Source organism: Paenibacillus sp. JMULE4, assembly GCF_013337105.1.
GTDB lineage: Bacteria > Bacillota > Bacilli > Paenibacillales > NBRC-103111 > Paenibacillus_G > Paenibacillus_G naphthalenovorans.
Genome location: NZ_SGWF01000022.1, coordinates 110,517 through 128,019 on the forward strand (window position 1 = coordinate 110,517; position 17,503 = coordinate 128,019).

Annotated in this window: 15 protein-coding genes and 2 pseudogenes; 9 read left to right on the forward strand and 8 right to left on the reverse strand. The window is 46.4% G+C overall.

Annotation, left to right across the window (positions count from 1 at the left end):
* Nucleotides 1-366 precede the first annotated feature (366 nt).
* The 3 genes from tnpC to tnpA form a co-directional block, all read right to left on the reverse strand.
* Complete coding sequence (gene tnpC, locus EXW96_RS25830; RefSeq protein WP_174351745.1) at nucleotides 367-1,947, reverse strand: IS66 family transposase; 1,581 nt, start codon at nucleotides 1,945-1,947, stop codon at nucleotides 367-369.
* A gap of 75 nt (nucleotides 1,948-2,022) precedes the next feature.
* Nucleotides 2,023-2,379 (reverse strand): IS66 family insertion sequence element accessory protein TnpB, encoded by a 357-nt coding sequence (tnpB, locus tag EXW96_RS25835; RefSeq protein WP_174351722.1) that lies wholly within the window; start codon nucleotides 2,377-2,379, stop codon nucleotides 2,023-2,025.
* Complete coding sequence (gene tnpA / locus EXW96_RS25840; protein WP_174351721.1) at nucleotides 2,373-2,690, reverse strand: IS66 family insertion sequence element accessory protein TnpA; 318 nt, start codon at nucleotides 2,688-2,690, stop codon at nucleotides 2,373-2,375. The genes tnpB and tnpA overlap by 7 nt, the downstream gene beginning before the upstream one ends.
* Nucleotides 2,691-2,929: 239 nt before the next feature.
* Here tnpA and EXW96_RS25845 point away from each other — a divergent pair, with 239 nt between their 5' ends.
* The 4 genes from EXW96_RS25845 to EXW96_RS25860 all read left to right on the forward strand — a co-directional run bounded on the left by EXW96_RS25845 (nucleotide 2,930) and on the right by EXW96_RS25860 (nucleotide 6,374).
* Nucleotides 2,930-3,469, forward strand: coding sequence for a TIGR02391 family protein (locus tag EXW96_RS25845; RefSeq protein WP_217437514.1), 540 nt, complete (start codon nucleotides 2,930-2,932; stop codon nucleotides 3,467-3,469).
* Between the two features lie 142 nt (nucleotides 3,470-3,611).
* Nucleotides 3,612-3,896 (forward strand): FRG domain-containing protein, encoded by a 285-nt coding sequence (locus tag EXW96_RS25850; protein ID WP_174351737.1) that lies wholly within the window; start codon nucleotides 3,612-3,614, stop codon nucleotides 3,894-3,896.
* Nucleotides 3,897-3,970: 74 nt separating this feature from the next.
* Nucleotides 3,971-5,185, forward strand: a complete 1,215-nt coding sequence (locus EXW96_RS25855; RefSeq protein WP_174351738.1) for an IS256 family transposase — start codon at nucleotides 3,971-3,973, stop codon at nucleotides 5,183-5,185.
* Nucleotides 5,186-5,444: 259 nt separating this feature from the next.
* Nucleotides 5,445-6,374, forward strand: a complete 930-nt coding sequence (locus EXW96_RS25860; RefSeq protein WP_174351739.1) for a hypothetical protein — start codon at nucleotides 5,445-5,447, stop codon at nucleotides 6,372-6,374.
* A gap of 17 nt (nucleotides 6,375-6,391) precedes the next feature.
* On the opposite strand, the gene EXW96_RS25865 is transcribed toward EXW96_RS25860, so the two are convergent.
* Nucleotides 6,392-7,615 carry an IS256 family transposase gene (locus EXW96_RS25865; RefSeq protein WP_174351740.1) on the reverse strand — a complete coding sequence of 408 codons (1,224 nt, stop codon included), beginning with the start codon at nucleotides 7,613-7,615 and terminating at the stop codon, nucleotides 6,392-6,394.
* A gap of 117 nt (nucleotides 7,616-7,732) precedes the next feature.
* Between EXW96_RS25865 and EXW96_RS25870 the strand changes: the two genes are divergently transcribed.
* The 3 genes and pseudogenes from EXW96_RS25870 to EXW96_RS25875 form a co-directional block, all read left to right on the forward strand.
* Nucleotides 7,733-8,266: a hypothetical protein gene (locus tag EXW96_RS25870; protein WP_174351741.1), complete on the forward strand. Its 534-nt coding sequence runs from the start codon at nucleotides 7,733-7,735 to the stop codon at nucleotides 8,264-8,266.
* Nucleotides 8,267-8,526: 260 nt separating this feature from the next.
* Nucleotides 8,527-8,730: pseudogene (locus tag EXW96_RS28810) on the forward strand (transposase); the annotation flags it as partial.
* 9 nt (nucleotides 8,731-8,739) lie between these two features.
* A pseudogene (locus tag EXW96_RS25875) lies at nucleotides 8,740-9,135 on the forward strand (transposase); the annotation flags it as partial.
* 395 nt (nucleotides 9,136-9,530) lie between these two features.
* Here the strand turns inward: EXW96_RS25875 and EXW96_RS25880 are convergent.
* Nucleotides 9,531-10,499 (reverse strand): tyrosine-type recombinase/integrase, encoded by a 969-nt coding sequence (locus EXW96_RS25880; RefSeq protein WP_144932801.1) that lies wholly within the window; start codon nucleotides 10,497-10,499, stop codon nucleotides 9,531-9,533.
* Nucleotides 10,496-11,476, reverse strand: a complete 981-nt coding sequence (locus EXW96_RS25885; RefSeq protein ID WP_144932803.1) for a tyrosine-type recombinase/integrase — start codon at nucleotides 11,474-11,476, stop codon at nucleotides 10,496-10,498. Before EXW96_RS25885 ends, EXW96_RS25880 begins: the two co-directional genes overlap by 4 nt.
* Nucleotides 11,477-11,896: 420 nt before the next feature.
* On the opposite strand from EXW96_RS25885, the gene EXW96_RS25890 reads away from it, so the two are divergent.
* Entirely contained in the window at nucleotides 11,897-12,640 is a 744-nt protein-coding gene (locus EXW96_RS25890) for a hypothetical protein (RefSeq protein ID WP_174351742.1), read from the forward strand.
* A gap of 208 nt (nucleotides 12,641-12,848) precedes the next feature.
* Nucleotides 12,849-14,504 carry an IS5 family transposase gene (locus EXW96_RS25895; RefSeq protein ID WP_174351743.1) on the forward strand — a complete coding sequence of 552 codons (1,656 nt, stop codon included), beginning with the start codon at nucleotides 12,849-12,851 and terminating at the stop codon, nucleotides 14,502-14,504.
* 163 nt (nucleotides 14,505-14,667) lie between these two features.
* Here the strand turns inward: EXW96_RS25895 and EXW96_RS25900 are convergent, their stop codons facing one another.
* Complete coding sequence (locus tag EXW96_RS25900; protein WP_375256423.1) at nucleotides 14,668-16,248, reverse strand: IS5 family transposase; 1,581 nt, start codon at nucleotides 16,246-16,248, stop codon at nucleotides 14,668-14,670.
* 558 nt (nucleotides 16,249-16,806) lie between these two features.
* The coding region (locus EXW96_RS25910; protein WP_174349752.1) for an IS256 family transposase at nucleotides 16,807-17,503 on the reverse strand (697 nt) is incomplete at its 5' end.

Consider the following 17,503-nt stretch of genomic DNA (forward strand, 5'->3'; position numbering starts at 1 on the left):
AAGCGTTCTTCAATAATTTATCTACAATAAAAGGTGATTATCAAATCATCATTTTAGAAAACGTTGAACCCAATAGAAATGTTCAATCAAAAATAAATTATATACATTTTACTAAAGATCCTAGCGTAGGTAGATATGGCTTTATTCCACTTGATACAGAAACGCTTAAATAAAGTAAGGATGTTTAGGTCAGAATTCATGATACGCGTCAGAACTGGTAAGTGAAAACAAAAACAATGAAATATGCGCCCCGGCGCATATAACTGGAGGATAGGGATTGAATTATAAATTGATAGCCATTCAAATAGGAGAAATGTAAGCGTCAAATAGCCCCCACCTTTTAATAAGATGAGGGCTAATTTAGAATTAGGTAGATTTCTTGTTGAACACGCGGCAAGTCAGTGGAATTGCCGGAGACCAGGGCAACAGCTTGTCCAAAGCCTCTGAATCCTTAGGGTCTGCAAGGTTAGGCAGCCTCTCGAACAGATATGTCAGGTAATTCGCGGGATGCAGTTGGTTTTCCTTGGCTGTCTCCAAGATGCTGTATATGATCGCACTTGCCTGCGCGCCACGAGGCGTGTTGGCAAACAACCAATTCTTTCGACCGATGACGAACGGTTTGATCGACCGTTCCCCGCGGTTGTTGTCGAGCTCCAGCCGCCCGTCTTGGAGAAACGCACTTAATTTATCCCACTGATTGAGGCAATACTTCACCGCTTCGCCAAGGACGCTCTTGGGCAGGGCGCGGGATTGCTGCGTTTGCAGCCATGCCAAAAAAGCATCCAGAATGGGGCGACTTTGCTCCGTACGGACCTTGTGACGTTCATCAGGTGACGCTTCTTTCAGTTCGCGCTCTACCGCGAAGAGACGGTTGCAAAACTCCAACCCTTCTCGGGCAGCGACCGCAGCCGACCGCTTCGAATCGGGAAGCGCCTTGAGCGCCTCGTCGAACTTTCGCCGAGCGTGAGCCCAGCATCCGACCAAGGTCACATCGGTTACCTTATGGTATCCGGAGTATCCGTCTACTTGCAGATAACCGTTGAATCCGGCGAGGAACACCTTCGGGTGTTCACCTGCACGGGACGGTTGGTATTCATAGAGAATGATCGGCGGACCGCTCGCTCCGGTGCGGTACAACCACAGGTACGATTTGGCGTCCGCTTTGCGACCCGGTTCCTGCAGCACCTGAAACGACGTCTCATCGGCATGCAAAATCGGCTGTTGCAACAGATGCTCATGCATCCGGCGATACAGCAGTTCAAGCCACGTATGAGCGCCTTGAAGCATCCAGTTCGCCATTGTCTGCCGAGAAAGTAGAACCCCAAGGCGCGCAAACTGCTGCTCCTGGCGATACAGCGGCATGCTCTCCACATATTTTTGGCTCATGATGTATCCGAGAATCGAAGGGGAGGCAAGGCTTCCCGGCTGCACCGGCTGTGGCATCGGTGCCGTTACGATGGGCGTACGGATTTCCTCTTGCTCACAGCGCCGACAGCTATACACGAAGCGTTTGTGCTCAACCACTTTCACTTGCGCAGGGATGATTTTCAGTTCCCGGCGGACTTCCGTACTCATCGCATGCAATTCGTGTCCGCACGAACAAACTTGCTCTTCCTTGGGCAGATGGTATTCGATGATCTCGGTCGGCAAGTTTTCAAGCAAGGCTTCCCGCTGACCGCTTTGCTTCTTGCGCTTGTATGCGATCGTCTCTACCGTTGGCTCAGCTTTAGAGGGATCAGCCGCAGCTTCCGTCTCGTTAAACAACTGGAGCTGATCCGGGTGGGTTTGTTCGCTGGACGATCCGAACCGCTTTTGCTGACTCAGGCGGAACTGCTGTTCCAGCCAGTTAAGCTTTGCGGTCAGTTCCGCGTTCTGCTGCTCTAGCTTTGCATTTTGTTTTTGCAGCTCTTCTATTGTGAGTTGGGTATTTGCCGCTTGTGTTTCCATAACTGTAGATTTCAACAAAGAGCCCCTCGATTCCTGCGGGGTGCCCGAACATACGATGGCGATATCCTGAACGTTTCAAATAACGGTCCGAGCTGCAACCGCCGGGTGCGCTTTGCGTTGTTCGAGGGAGAGGCCGTCGAGCAACCATCGCAATTCGCGACGGGTAACGGTCATTGTGGATGCCGTCGTCTCCGTCGGCCATTGAAACCGTCCGCGTTCCAATCGGCGATAGTAGAGCCAGAATCCGTTATGGTCCCAATAAAGAATCTTTACTTTATCTCGCTCGCGATTGCAAAAGACAAAGAGGGCCGGCGAAAACGGGTCTTGATCGAAGCCCTCCTTAACAAGGATGGCTAGACCGTCGATCGATTTACGCAAGTCGGTACTGCCGCAAGCTAGATACACCCGATCCACGCTGACATCATTTAGCATATGGTCTGTAGCGTCCGGACGACATCGGCTAACAGGGAGGCGTCGTACCCTGATTTGACTTCGATCGTAGCGGAACCGATTTTGATTAGCACGGACGGCGAAGCTTCTTGCGGTTGTTGATCAACCTTGACCCTCACCCATGACGGAGAGTTCTTTGTAGGCCGCTTGCTGTCCAACCTCCGCATCCAATTATATAGTTGGCGTCGATTGATTTGATTCTCGGCACACCATTCCGCTGCTTTCTGGCCGCTCGCCCGAAAAGCGTCAATCCGCGATTCCCAGAGTTGCCTTCGTTCTACTTGGATAGACATAAAAAATCCTCCTCGCATTATTCTAAGGAAGATTATCTCATAGCCGTTTCAACCACCATAGGTGGGGAGTATTTGACGCTTACGGAGAAATAATAAAATGGAATACGTCAAAAAATGAAATTAATAGAATTGCAGAAGCAACCTTTTCCTTTAAAAGACGCAGTTTTCCTCACGATTCTATTACAGCCGAAAGGGCCCAATTATTATATGATTGGATAATGTCACTAGCCACGGAAAAAATGAACAATGATGATCGAAGTAAGCTTTTGATTCAATTCTGCAAAGAAATCGCTGGTAAAACTAATATCGATGCAGTAATTGACATATTATCAAAAAATGGACTGCCATATAACCTAGTTTATAAAGATGAACTTGATGTGTTTCTTGGTAGAGAGTTCCATAGTGAAGTTAATAAACATTGTAGGGAACTGTTTTTGCAAGGTAATTATTTTCATGCAGTTTTTGAAGCTGCCAAGGCTTATAATTATTCGGTTAAAGAAAAAGCACAGAGTGAAAAAGACGGTTTCAACTTAATGATGGACGTATTAAGCGTTAATAATGGTGTATTGAAAATAACAAAATGTATTACTGAGACGGACAAAAATGTGCAGGATGGAATAAAGTTTTTGTCATCTGGTTTAATGCAAGCTATTAGAAATCCTACAGCTCATGAACCCGCAAATACTTGGCCGATCAGTAAGCAAGATTGTTTAGATATTCTGAGCTTTATTTCTTTTTTGTTTAGACAATTAGACAATGCTCAATACTTTAAAATATAATTTTATTCCAATTGCAACAAGAAACTATTGTTTTACTTCCGGAGAATAAATCGAATCCTGAACCGTTTATTGTTGTAAAATAAGGATTGGTCCTTTGTTGGCTTACTCTTCGATTGCAGTTGTTATGAGGTGGGGGACAATTGTGCAACAAGCAAATAGTATTGCTCAGTTTTTTGAAATTCTTAAACGATACAAAAATTACTCAGAGATTTTCTACAGAGGGCAATCTTCTCAATATGAAAGTATAACTTCAAGTATCACGAGAGATTCAGGGTACTTGGCAAATGAACATATTATTTATTCCGAATCCATTGGCATGAAAGAGGATGAATTTCAATTATTGAAATCCCCCTTTGAGCGGTTATCAAAATTGCAACACTACGGAATTCCTACAAGGTTGATTGATGTCACTCTAGAGGGACTGTAAAATATTTTGTGTAAACTCTCAAACCTAAATCTATTACAATCGAGAGAGAACGAAAGGTTGAGGGAGAACACATCATGAAACTACTACCAAAAGATCAACTTCGTCAGTTCATCAAAGAGAACAACTTGAAGACCGTCGAAGATGTTCAGAAAACGCTAAAAGAACTGTTTGCTGAGACTCTTCAAGAAATGCTGGAAGCCGAACTGGAAACGGAACTCGGCTACGCCAAGCATGATGTAAAGAATAAGAAGACGAGTAACAGCCGTAACGGGCATAGTTCTAAAACCGTAACATCGGAATACGGCGAAATCGAAATCGAGGTCCCGCGGGATCGGCTTGGCGAGTTTGAACCGATGATCGTCAAGAAGCACCAGACGCAGGTCACCGGCATCGAGGATCAGATCATATCGATGTATGCCAAAGGCATGAGCACGCGAGACATTCAGGATCATTTGAATCAGTTGTACGGCATTGACGTATCGCCGACCCTCATTTCGAACGTAACGGCGAAAATCATGCCACTGATCAAGGAATGGCAGCATCGCCCTCTGCAGCCGGTCTACTCTGTCATTTTCATGGACGCGATTCATTTCAAAGTCAAGCAGGACGGGCAAATTATCAATAAAGCCGCTTACATGGTCATCGGGATTGACCTGGAAGGCTATAAAGATGTACTCGGCATTTGGATTGGCGAGAATGAATCTGCAAAGTTCTGGTTGGGTGTTTTGACCGATTTGAGAAACCGCGGCGTCCAGGATATTCTGATCATCTGCGTGGATAATCTGAAAGGATTTAGCGATGCCATTGCGGCATGCTACCCGAAGACGGAGATTCAAAAGTGCATTATTCATCAAATACGCAATTCGATCAAATACGTATCCTACAAGGACCTAAAGAAGGTTACCGCCGCATTACGCCCGATTTACACCGCTCCAACGGAGGAAGCCGCTCTGCAGGAGCTGGATCAATTCGAGGCCGTATGGGGCAAGCAGTATCCGCTGATCGTACGTTCATGGCGGAACAATTGGGAAGAGCTCGCCACGTTTTTCAAATACTCGCCAGAACTACGCAAACTGATTTACACGACGAATATGATTGAAAGCTACCATCGCCAGCTCCGCAAAGTCACGAAGGGAAAAAGCATCTTCCCGAATGACGAAGCGTTGCTCAAAATGCTGTATCTTGCGACAATGGATGTGCTTCGAAAGTGGACAGGACGCGTTCAAAACTGGGGACAAATCCTGCTGCAACTCACGGTGCACTTCCCAGATCGTATACAAGTTCTCTAAAGGACTTGACATGGAGGGGGCGGGCATGATAGGCTGGCTAGCCTCGCGATGCCTTCTTTCCAGCATCGCCCAATCGCGAGAAGTCATGCCCGCCAGAGGCTCCATGTCAAGTCCAGCACCAAACTTTGTATAACCGAGTTTACACAAAATTCTTGACAGACTCACTCTAGACCCGCTTGTGGCCTTGTTTTTCGCTGTTCAGAATACTAATTCAGAATACGCAGGACTTGTTTATGTATATATTCAATCTAGTAGGGCTATGACTAGCAAACATGTTCGCCTTCTTGCTTTATTAGCTACTCTAAGGGACTACGACTTTTCCACGATTCAACAAGCCTATCAAAGCGAGTATGATGAATTTATTTCCAAGACCGAAGTACTGACAATGGCACAAGAAATTACTTTTGTTGAGTACTCAGAAGAATTAAAGCGTTCTAATATTCGATTGTACAATCAAAAAGGGACATTTGCTCTTTGTGGCAATGAGATCTACGATGGTGTTATTCAACGCAAGTTAAAATCTCTTGATAGTATAAAACCAGCATTGATCATACGCATTCCATACGAGTATAAGATGTCAGTGAAGCGAGAATTAGATGAGCAATTCGCAATAAATGAGTTAAAGATATATCCTGAACTTCCATCTGTAGCGGACTATATCAAAGAAAAATATAAATCAGTGAAATTTTCTATTGATGGAACTTATAGCATCATGGAAGAACAGGACATTTCCACGCGGAGAGCCAAAAGGATCTCGTTAACTATTGTGTTAAAAAAACTATTGAACATCGACCAAATACAGCAAGTGTCCAAAAATATTATTAAACAATATGAATCAAAATATGATGTAGTGTGGATTTATATTGCAAACGATGGCGATAGTTACATTATGCGTAATTGGATTCTTCGAGGACAGTGGATAAGTCCTAATTTGGACGAGGAATTTCGACCTGTGCCTATTAGTGCACCTGATAGTGAAGGATACTATTGGGCAAAAGGTGAGGAATATAGTACGTTGGCAGATTACTATGCAAATCATGTGTTCGATGATGATAAGTACTTATATATTTATTATGAAAAAATATTTGAAGAAATTCGCTTAATATCCGGACAATTATTCAGTATATTTCAAAAAAATTATGACGAGTTTGAGGTTGAACTTTATAGGTCTGTCAATAGATTTGTGTAAACTCAATCAAATAAGCTTTAGTGAATGTGTGGGGTGATGCGATCCCCGAAGTGAATGGATAGCTGCAGAATGATTTGTCCCCAGTTTTGAACGCGGCCCGTCCATTTCTTCATGACGTCCATAGTGGATAAGTACAGCATTTTGATCAGTGATTCGTCATTCGGGAAGATCGTTTTTCCCTTCGTGACCTTACGGAGCTGGCGATGATAGCTTTCAATCACGTTGGTCGTGTAGATGATTTTACGCAGCTCTTCCGAGTACTGAAAGAACGCTGTGAGCTCTGTCCAGTTGGACCGCCACGAGCGTACGGCGTGTGGATATTTCTTGCCCCACACGGATTCAAATTCGTCCATCGCTACCGCTGCCGCCTGTTCGTTGACCGCTTTGTAAATCGGTTTTAGTGCGGCCGCAACAGCCTTTAAATCCTTGTACGACACGTGTTTCATCGAATTGCGGATCTGATGCACGATGCACTTCTGGACATTGGTCTGGGGATATACAGCGGCAATCGCTTCGCTGAAGCCATTCAGGTTATCCACACAGTTGATGAGAATGTCTTTGACGCCCCGGCTTTTCAGATCGTTTAAGACGCCCAGCCAGAACTTGGCAGACTCGTGCTCACCGACCCACATGCCCAGAACATCCTTGTGACCCTCGAGATCAATCCCGATAACCATATAGGCAGCCTTATTCACAATCGCGTTGTCGTGCCTGACCTTGTAGTGAATGGCATCCATGAATACGACCGCATAGACCTGATGCAAAGGCCTGTTCTGCCACTGCTGGACTTGGGGCAGGATGCGATCGGTGATGTTCGAGACAAGCGTTGGGGATAAATCGACGCCGTAGATATGGTTATAGTGGGCCTGAATATCGCGAGTGGACATGCCCTTGGCGTACATGGAGATAATCTGGTTCTCCAGGCCGGAGAGGTCGTTCTGATGCTTCTTGACGATCTGGGGCTCGAATTCCCCTTCCCGATCGCGTGGCGTACGGATCTCGATGTCGCCAAGCTCCGTGGCTACGGTTTTAGCAGGCATCTTGCCGTTACGGCTGTTGCTCGTCTTCTTATTCTTAGTGTCATGCTTGGCGTAGCCTAAGTGGTTATCCAGTTCCGCTTCCATGAATTCCTGAACGGTCTCAGCGAATAGGTTCTTAAGTGCGCTGTGAATATCACCGGCAGTTTTAATATCGTTCTCTTTAATGAAGCTCCGTAGCTGCTCTTTGCTGAACAATCCCATTGTGCTCTCCGCCCTCTCAACGTCTACTACTAGAGTAGCTCCGTTTAGGAGTTTACACAATTTATTTTACAGCCCCAACTTTATAAAAAAATAGAAGAAATAAAATATGGATTCCAGATGTTTAGTGAATTTGGTCGTTCCAGAAATAAAGAGTTTGATGATTTTCTATACAACTATATAGAGGCTGCGTCTTCACTTGATAACATACACCATTGGGTCAATAGGGGGGACTTAAATCACAAACAAAAATATTATCAGATTTCATTGTGCTTTCGTGATGTACACAAATATATTGAAATCATAGATGGTGGGAACAAAGTATGGAGCACAAAACTTGGTGTCACTCAATCAGATTATGAGCGGATTGATCCATATAATAGACCGGAACACAAGCATCAATATGAACAGACTATACAAATAAATCCCAACGCACTTGAAATTGAATTTGATGTGCAAATTTTGATAAATCCCGACAAAACCTTCAAGATTACTGGAGAAACAAATCTCTTTGATAAGGCTAATCTTATTGTATCTGTTAAGAAAAAACAGGTCAATTGCATGGGCAAGGCAATTCAGAAGTCGTTGATGGTAAGTTTGATTTTGGAATATTCAGTAATAAAGGTAAAGGTTATGAGGCTGGTCATTATATAGCAGAAATATCACTTTCTATACCAGCCGTACAACCAGAAGAATTTATACAGAAGTCGGGTGTTGAATATGAAAATTTAACAGGACCGTACGTTGACAGAACAGGTATCGGGCCAACATTAAGATATTGGTTGGACTTTGTAATTGAACAGTAGTCTATCGTATATTGGCTAATTTGAAGAGGGAATGCTAAAAGCATCCTCGAGAGCGTAAAAAATTCTGTGTAAATGGTCATAATTACCAATATAAGGAGATGACCGTTTATGCAAAACCAAGACGCAAAAGCACAACTGATCAAGGAACTTGCAAAAGAATGCCGGACCGTGGAAGATATCCAGGAAAAGTTGAAGGAACTGTTTCGGGACACCATTCAAGGCTTGTTGGAAGCGGAAATGGACCATCATTTGGGTTATGCCAAACATAGTAGCGAGGGCGATCATTCCGGAAATAGTCGAAACGGCTACAGCACGAAGACCATCGCCGACTTAAAGAAAATCTATCAAGCCGCAACATTGGAAGAGGCGGAGCAAGCGTTTAGCGCTTTTAAAGACAAATGGGGGAAGAAGCACCCGATCATCACTCGCTCGTGGGAAAACAATTGGCTGGAGCTAACTGCCTACTTTAGCTATCCTCCGGCCATTCGCAAGCTCATCTACACGACGAATATTATCGAGGGTTATCATCGCCAGCTCCGAAAGGTGACAAAAACCAAGACCGCCTACCCGTCAGACGACGCCTTGAGAAAAATCATCTACTTGCCTACCATGGAGATCTCGAAGAAGTGGACGATGCCGTTACGTGAATGGAAAGACTGTATCTCGCAGCTCGTGATCTATTTTGGAGATCGGCTTCAGGCGGAACTATCCGCCTAATTTGAAAAGTTTCAGCCGGCTTGACATGGAGCCTCTGCGGGCATGATTTCTCGCGATCAGGCGACGCCAGGACCCCGCGCATCGCGAGGCTAACCAGCCTATCATGTCCGCCACTCCATGTAAAGCCTTAAACGTCCCTTTTGTTTAGAAAAACCATTTACACAAATTTTTGGACACTCCCGCATCCTCAGGCTGTCGAGAAACCCACTGTTTGTTGGAGGGGGCTGAAATTGTCCACTTTCAGTTGCAAAAACTTGGCTCTCAGATCGTTTTAAATTGATTTTTCATTAGTGAGGTGAGACTTACCCAAATAAAAATAAAGTGCCGAAAAAGTCCTCTGGACTTTCTCGACACTCTAGGGATGCTTAAAGCATCCTCTCTTCATTGATTAACTATTAAATAGTCCGTTTCATTTTCTCAATCGGACTGAACTTCTTGTGTTGCTGCCGTATATCGCTGTTGAATAGCTCTACATAATACTCGACCATTTCCAGCGTGGCATGTCCTAAGATACGTCGCAGTGTGAACGGATCACCGCCGTTTAGGATATAAAATTTCGCCATCGTATGGCGAAACGTGTGGGGCGAAACACGTACTCCCTGTATTCTAGCCGCTTTACCGTATACCTGCATTTTTTCTTGCAGAGCTCTGGTGCTGATCGGTTCGTTGTTGATATTGACGAACAGAGCGTCCGTTTCCAGGTCACCCCGAATGTCCAGGTATTTGCGGACGATTTTTGCGCACGTTTGCTGAAACGGTACGCGGCGGGCTTTTCCTCCTTTTCCCTTGCTAATCCGAATCTCCTGCTCTTTGAAGAACAAGTCCCCGGTTTTCAGGTTGCATAGTTCGCTGATCCGCATGCCGGTTTCTAGCAGCACAATCATCATAGTATAGTCACGGAAGCCGGTGAACGTTTTGCGGTCCGGTTGTTCCAGCAGATCGGCTACTTGTTCTCTGGTAAAAGTTTGAATCATCAGCTTTTCCGCTTTGACTACATGCAACTCGTCCGCGATATTATTTGTCTTCCAGCCTTCCTCGAACAAATACCTGAAGAACTGCTTGACGCCTTTAATACGCCCGTTCACCGTATTGTCGGACTTTCCTCGGTCGATCAGATAGGCTACAAAATGGTTTTTGACCTCGCGGGAAGTCACAGAATAGATATCGAGCGGAACTTCCTGTTCCAGAAAAGCATCTTTCATTTGTTGAACGCAGTCCTGATAAAATCGAAGCGTGAGTGGCGAAAGGTTTTTTGCTTTGCAATCGAGAATAAAAGAATGAAGTAAATCGTCGAAGCTTAATTGTTGCTTTGCGGAACTGGAACCATCGACGGTAGTCAGTACGTTTTGCCTGCGTTTATTCATTGGCTCACCCCGCTTTTGTCGATGGCGTCTGGAAATTCGTTTACCAGATGTTCGACCGGGCTGAACTTTCCATGTTGAATTTGCAGGTCTCGAGAAAACAATTCGACATACATTTCCGTCGTTTCCATCCGCTCGTGCCCCAAAATGCTTTTAAGCGTAAATATGTCGCCGCCGTTTAGTAGATACTGTTTCGCCATCGTATGTCGAAAAGTGTGGCAGGAGCATTGGATACCTTTGATACCCGCTGCTTTGCAATATCGGGAAATCATAATCCGAATTCCCGCAGTTTCAAATGGTCGGTTGTCCAAGTTGACCCAGACGCGCTCGTGTTCCAACTTGCCACGTTCCTGAATATATCGTTTCAGCTCGAATGCGCATGTGCGTTGAATCGGCACATGGCGGGCTTTCCGTCCTTTACCTTGTTGGATGCGCAGCGATCCTTCTTCAAAGCGAATGTCTGTAATCCGGAGGTTCGCCAGTTCTTTTAAGCGGATGCCGGTCTCGAGCAGCACCAGCATCATGACATAATTACGATAGCCGGTGAAGGTGGATCGGTCCGGTTGTGCAAGCAATCGTTGCAAATGACCATCCGTGAAGGTATGCGTCAATGAAGGCTGAACCTTGAACGGTTTCATATTTGCGGCAATGTTCGTTTCCATCCAACCTTCGCAGGTAAGGAATTTGAAAAACTCTTTAAGGATGCAAAGGTTACAGTTCACCGTCCTCAGTGCCAATCCCTCGTCCAGCATGCTGGGGATAATGCGGTGGGTCAGATCATAAGGGGTTAGCGTACCCAAATTCAGTTTCTTAGTTTCGAGGTGTTGCTTGAACTTGGTCAACCCTTTGAGGTAACGGCGGATAGTTTCTTCCGTCAGATTTCGGATTTTACATTCCTGTAAGAAAAGATAAACGGCTTCATCGAAAGTAACGTTTGAACTTTGCAATCTTTTTGCTGGATCATTTTTTTGGCGTAACACTTCGCATATCCTCCATTGAGTGTTATGCGAGGTAAAGCGGATATACGAGTCGACTAGGGGGTGGTTCGTATAACAACCCGGTATACGATTTCGTAAAACTTTCACGAAAAACCGAGTTATTTACGCTCAGATGGAACAATTTATCCATCGGCTAAAACCTTTGATACATAAGGTTTTTCGGCATTTTAGAGGGTTTTGTTCACCTCCTTCCGGCTCGTATAACACCGCATTCACGCAGCGGGCCGATTAACGTCGTCCCTTGGTCCGCGAGATGTATTTTCAAGGAAGCGGATTCAGCGGACAACCCTGCACCGGCTAAGATAGGAGCTATCTAAGCCGGTGAGGGTTCGTGAATGCAAGAAACTTATACGAAAGAATCGAAACATGTAAATTCATCCAATTACGCGAGGAGGCACTTTGATGACTGATATAAAGGAACGATTTTATAGCAGTTTGAAGGAGTCATCTTTTCTTGAACATCTAGATGATAGAGATGATGTGTTTTGGCAATCATTAAACTATCTCGAAATGTTTAACGATGAAAAGTTTGATGAAGAGAATAGTTATTTCTACCATGCTCGTATTTTCATTACTGGAAGATTAATAAATCATATATTGGCTACTTATCAATTGCTAAAGATGGGTTTAGAAGACGAGAGCAAGATTATGCTTAGACAATCTTTAGAACTATCTTGGCTATTAAAGTACTTTATTAATAATCCGACTCGTGTTAATGACTGGGTAATAAGAAACAAAATGAGAATTTCACCGTACGAGAGGAGAGAAGCAGTTGATAATAATACGATCTCGCAAAAAATTTATTCTAATTTAAACGATATTGTTCATTCGAATAGTAATTCATTTTGGGGTTCGTTCGTTGGAGGAATGCACAATTCATGGATTACAGATAAATTATTTGGACATCTGCTAATTCTAATTTATGATGTCATAGGATATTTTGAAGAGATCGTATTATTGTTTAACATCAGTATTAGTAACAATAATCTTCTTAAAAAGAAAGAAGAATTATTACAGAATGTTGGGATTGCCATATACGAGACCAGCTATCTACAAAACCCTGAAAGTACCATTAAAAGGCTAATTGAATTAGGAGAAGAAGATGTAATTAGATACATAGAGGATAGATTTGAAATAGTTGAATAATTCATGGGAGTTGTTTCGAGAAGCCGATTATAATGCTCCCATAGGTTGAGACACGAGAGGGTGAAATATAAGTTAGGGCTTGCTGAACGCTCGAAAATTGGCTAAAAACGGCGTCACAACAAGGGGTTTGAGCTCATTATGTCGAATTCATATGCAAAGAAAACACAGGAAATAGCAGCCAAAACCTTGCAGACGGAGAGTGACGAGCGTGTACAAGCCGACCGTGCATCTGGAAAACCAAATGATTTTGCCGGACGATTTCTTTCTGCCCTTCGGCGGGAAACTGGATAAAGAAAATCGTTGGGTTCAGTTGGCGAAGCTGGTACCATGGGCGCATGCCGAGAAAAACTACGGCCAGTTCTTCAAGGACACGTTTCGCGGGCAGCACACACTCAGCTTGCGAATGGGACTGGGCGCTCTCATTATTCAAGAGCGGATGCAGCTGACGGATCGGGAGACGCTTGCGTCGATCAGCGAAAATCCGTACATGCAGTACTTCATTGGCTTGGCCGGGTTCGAAATGAAGCCCCCCTTTCATCACTCCATGATGACGCATTTCCGCAAACGCCTGAAGGATGTGCTCGCCGAAATCAATGAGATCGTGGCCACCGAAGGCGCGAAGGAATGGAAGGACGATGACGAGGGCGACGCGAATGGCGGCGGCATAAGCAGTAAAAGAAAACGAGCAAGCAAGAAGAGCGCCTCTTCAGATACAGCGGAGCAACAAACGATGTTTGATGATGCGAAGGCCCAAGCCGTGAAGCCGGCGATCCCAGCCACTACGGAGCAGGCGCTTGCGGAACAAGCCCAGGAATGGGCGAATGAGCAGGCGTCAGCAAACGAGCCGCTTTCCACAGATAGGCAAGAACTCGTTACGGAAGCACCGCTCACTCCCAATGCAGGAACGCTTCTCGTTGATGCCAGTTGTGCACCGGCGGATGTCGCGTATCCAACCGATTTGAATCTACTCAATGAGGCACGGGAGAAGCTCGAAGGGATCATCGACACGCTGCATGAACCGGTTGTCGGTAAAGCGACAAAGCCGCGTACCTACAGGGAAAAAGCGCGCAAGCAGTATCTGGCGGTCTCCAAGCAGCGCCGTCCGGGACCGAAAGTGATTCGCAAAGCGATCAGGCGACAGCTTGGATACGTCGGGCGTAATCTGGCCATCATCGCCGAGCAGGCGAAAGAGCAGCCGCTTACGCTGCTTAGCCGCAAAGCCTGCCGCGACTTGTTGGTCATTCACGAACTGTATCGCCAGCAACTTCAAATGTACAACGGTCGTACACATCAGATCGAAGATCGGATCGTCAGCATTCACCAACCGCATGTCAGGCCGATCGTGCGCGGGAAAGCCAAAGCGCGAGTCGAGTTTGGAGCCAAGATCGCCGTAAGCATGACGAAGGGCTATGCGTTCCTTGATCGTATTTCCTGGGACAATTTCAACGAGAGCACGACGCTCATCGAAGCGATTGAGAAGTACCGCAGCCGCATGGGATGCTATCCGGCGGTTGTACAGGCGGATCAAATCTATCGCACGCGGGAGAATCGAAACTTCTGCAAACAACATGGCATTCGGCTCAGCGGACCGGCTTTGGGTCGACCGCCGAAAGACGGTCAGACAAACGAGCAGCGGCACCTGGCTAAACAAGATGCGGGGGAACGAAACGCCATTGAAGGCAAATTCGGAGAAGGCAAGCGAAAGTACGGGCTTGACCGTATTCGAGCGCGCCTTGCACAGACGAGCGAGTCCGTCATCACGCTGCAACTGCTGGTGATGAATCTGGAACGCAGGCTGCGCGTTCTCTTTTGCTTCATTTTTTCCATTCTGCTTCGCCGTCGCCCCACCATCATTTTCAGGTAAACAATCGTTCAGCAAGCCCTAAGTTATAATAAGAGCATGGAAAAAAACGGAATCGATATACCTCAGAGTTTAAGACGAAGGTTGTACTGGAGGTCCTCCGGGAGGAGCAGACCGTGAATGAAATTGCTGCTAAGTAGGGCTTGCTGAACAAGATTCGTTCCATTTACACCCAACGTAAGTCTCTAAACCCAAGCAGTCTGAAAAAATGCAAAAAGAGAACACGCAGTCGCCGCTCCAGATTCATGACCAGAAACTGAAGGGCGATGACGGTCAAACTGGTTTCGGCGCCACGCGCCCGAATGCGACCTAGGCCCAATTTGCGCTTGCCTTCTCCAAATTTTCCTTCGATCGCATTACGCTGTACAGCGTCCTGGCGCTCTTGCCGACGATCGGCGACTTCACTTTGCTCTTTCGAGGGTCTGCCGAGCTTCGGGCCACTAAGGCGAATCCCTAGCGTTTTGCAATAGTTCAGGTTGTCTCGATTGCGGTAGATTTTATCGGCTAGAATGACGGCGGGATAATACCCGAATCGCTGTTTGTACGCTTCCACCGATGCTTGCAGCGTGGTTGCCTCGTTGAAGCTGTCCCATTGTGCCGTTTCGATCCAAGCGTAACCGTCCACCAGACTGGCGGCGATTTTGGCGCCGAACTCCACGTTCGCTCCAGCTTTGCCTCGAACCATCGGACGTACATGCGGCTGTTCGATACTCACGATGCGATCGGCGACGATATGTGTCTTCTTCTCCATCATTTCGCGCTGCTGACGGTAGAGCTCCGAGATGATCAGAAGCTGGCGATAGTGTCTTTTGCTCAGTTCCGTGAGAGGCGTATACTTCACGAGGGCTTCAATAATCCGCAGATTCCGTCCCACGTAGCCAAGTTGCTTTTTGATCGCTTTGCGGATCACCTTGCCCGATGCCTTGCGTTGCTTGGAAACACTCAGGTACGATTTTCTGGCTTTCTCGCGGTACGTGCGCGGCTTCTCCATCGCTCCGACATGGGGACGGTGCAGTACGTCGATGATGTCTTCCAGGATTTCACGGGCGTGATTCAGCAGCCCCAAGTCAGTCGGATACTTGATGTCCGCAGGCGCGCATGTCGCATCCAGCATGAGGGTGCCCTTGTTCATGACTTCCGCTGTCGGTGCGGCTGTAGATGGCAGGACGTGTAGCTTTTTCGCCATGTTGCGGGGTTTCTTCGCCACAACAGGGGGCTCCTCGGGAATAGAGAAAGCGTCCCCTACCTCCATGGTGAGCTGCGAGCCGCCCGCGTCGTTGTCGTCGTCATCGCGATCTCGCTTGGACGATTTCGGTTTCGCCTCGACCTCTCGCTCTGCTTGCAGCGCGGCTTGGGCGATCCAGTCGTTGACTTCAGCTAGGATTTCCAAGCCGAGCCGTTCCCGAAAATGCGTGAGCAGGGAGTGATGAAACGGCACTTCATCGACATACGCAGTGTAGCCCAAGAAGAACTGCAAATATGGATTTTCCTGGATTTGTAAGGTGGTCTCGCGGTCACTTAAACCAAGGCGCTCCTTGATGATGAGCGAGCCGAGGGCGATACGTGCCGAGTACGCCTTTTGGCCGATGGCTGGGGACTTGAACGAGCTCACATATTTCTCTTCTACTTTGTCCCAAGGGATGATCGCCGCAAGCTGCACCCACCGATTGGTTGGATTTAATTTTCCGCCAAAGGGCAAATAGAAGTTTTCCAACAAGTCTGCCATATCTCGATTCAGCACGAACACTTTCGCTCACTCCATCTGCAAGGTTTTTTACCGATTTTCCGTGTTTTCTTTGCAGATGAATTCGACAAAAGTGCCTCTAAACCCTTGTGAGATAAGGATTTTTTGATTTTTCAGCAAGCCCTAAGTACGAACTGAGCCCGGTTATGGTCTACAATGAACCCATAGGGTGAGACACAGGGAGGCGATAAATAAGTTATACTGAAGCCATGGAGAAACGAAACCGATATACCGCAGAGTTTAAGACGAAGGTCGTCCTGGAAGTGCTGAGAGAAGAGCAGACGGTGAATGAGATCGCAGGTGTTTTTCGCAAGAGAAAAATGCTAATTTCGGCAGGGAAAAATGCCGACAGACACTTGCCAGTAGAATCATCAACCCGGAATTCGTTCCATCGCCTGGAGTCTGTCAAGAATTTTGTGTAAACTCGGTTATGCCAAAGTTTGGTGCCGGACTTGACATGGAGCCTCCAGTGGGCATGATTTCTCGCGATTGGGCGATGCTGGAAAGCGGTCATCACGTGGCTAACCAGCCTATCATGCCCACTCCTCCATGTAAAGTCCTTTAGCGGACATGTACGCGATCGGGAAAGTGTACCGTAAGTTGCAGCAGGATTTGTCCCCAGTTTTGAACGCGTCCCGTCCACTTGCGAAGCACGTCCATTGTCGCTAGATACAGCATCTTGAGCAACGCTTCGTCGTTGGGGAAGATACTCTTCCCCTTTGTGACTTTACGAAGTTGACGGTGGTAGCTTTCGATCATATTCGTCGTGTAAATCAGTTTGCGTAGTTCCGGCGAGTATTTGAAGAACGTTGCGAGCTCATCCCAATTATTCCGCCATGAGCGTACAATCAGCGGATACTGCCTGCCCCATACCGCCTCGAATTGTTCCAGTTCCTGCAGAGCGGCTTCCTCCGTTGGAGCGGTATAGATGGGACGCAGCGCGGCGGTGACTTTCTTTAAGTCCTTGTAAGATACATATTTGATGGAATTGCGGATTTGATGAATGATGCACTTCTGAATCTCCGTCTGCGGGTAGCATGCGGCAATGGCATCGCTGAATCCTTTTAGATTATCGACGCAGATAATCAGAATATCTTGTACACCGCGGTTTCTTAGGTCGGTCAATACGCTCAGCCAGAACTTCGCAGACTCGTTCTCACCAATCCAAATGCCCAGTACGTCCTTGTAGCCCTCCAAATCAATGCCTACAACCATGTAGGCGGCTTTGTTGATTATTTGCCCGTCCTGCTTGACTTTG

Bases quoted from the DNA above. Each gene is read 5' to 3' on its own strand.
- tnpC (WP_174351745.1), bottom strand. From the start codon at position 1,947: ATGGAAACACAAGCGGCAAATACCCAACTCACAATAGAAGAGCTGCAA.
- tnpB (WP_174351722.1), bottom strand. From the start codon at position 2,379: ATGCTAAATGATGTCAGCGTGGATCGGGTGTATCTAGCTTGCGGCAGT.
- tnpA (WP_174351721.1), bottom strand. From the start codon at position 2,690: ATGTCTATCCAAGTAGAACGAAGGCAACTCTGGGAATCGCGGATTGAC.
- EXW96_RS25845 (WP_217437514.1), top strand. From the start codon at position 2,930: ATGAACAATGATGATCGAAGTAAGCTTTTGATTCAATTCTGCAAAGAA.
- EXW96_RS25855 (WP_174351738.1), top strand. From the start codon at position 3,971: ATGAAACTACTACCAAAAGATCAACTTCGTCAGTTCATCAAAGAGAAC.
- EXW96_RS25860 (WP_174351739.1), top strand. From the start codon at position 5,445: ATGACTAGCAAACATGTTCGCCTTCTTGCTTTATTAGCTACTCTAAGG.
- EXW96_RS25865 (WP_174351740.1), bottom strand. From the start codon at position 7,615: ATGGGATTGTTCAGCAAAGAGCAGCTACGGAGCTTCATTAAAGAGAAC.
- EXW96_RS25870 (WP_174351741.1), top strand. From the start codon at position 7,733: ATGTTTAGTGAATTTGGTCGTTCCAGAAATAAAGAGTTTGATGATTTT.
- EXW96_RS25880 (WP_144932801.1), bottom strand. From the start codon at position 10,499: ATGAATAAACGCAGGCAAAACGTACTGACTACCGTCGATGGTTCCAGT.
- EXW96_RS25890 (WP_174351742.1), top strand. From the start codon at position 11,897: ATGACTGATATAAAGGAACGATTTTATAGCAGTTTGAAGGAGTCATCT.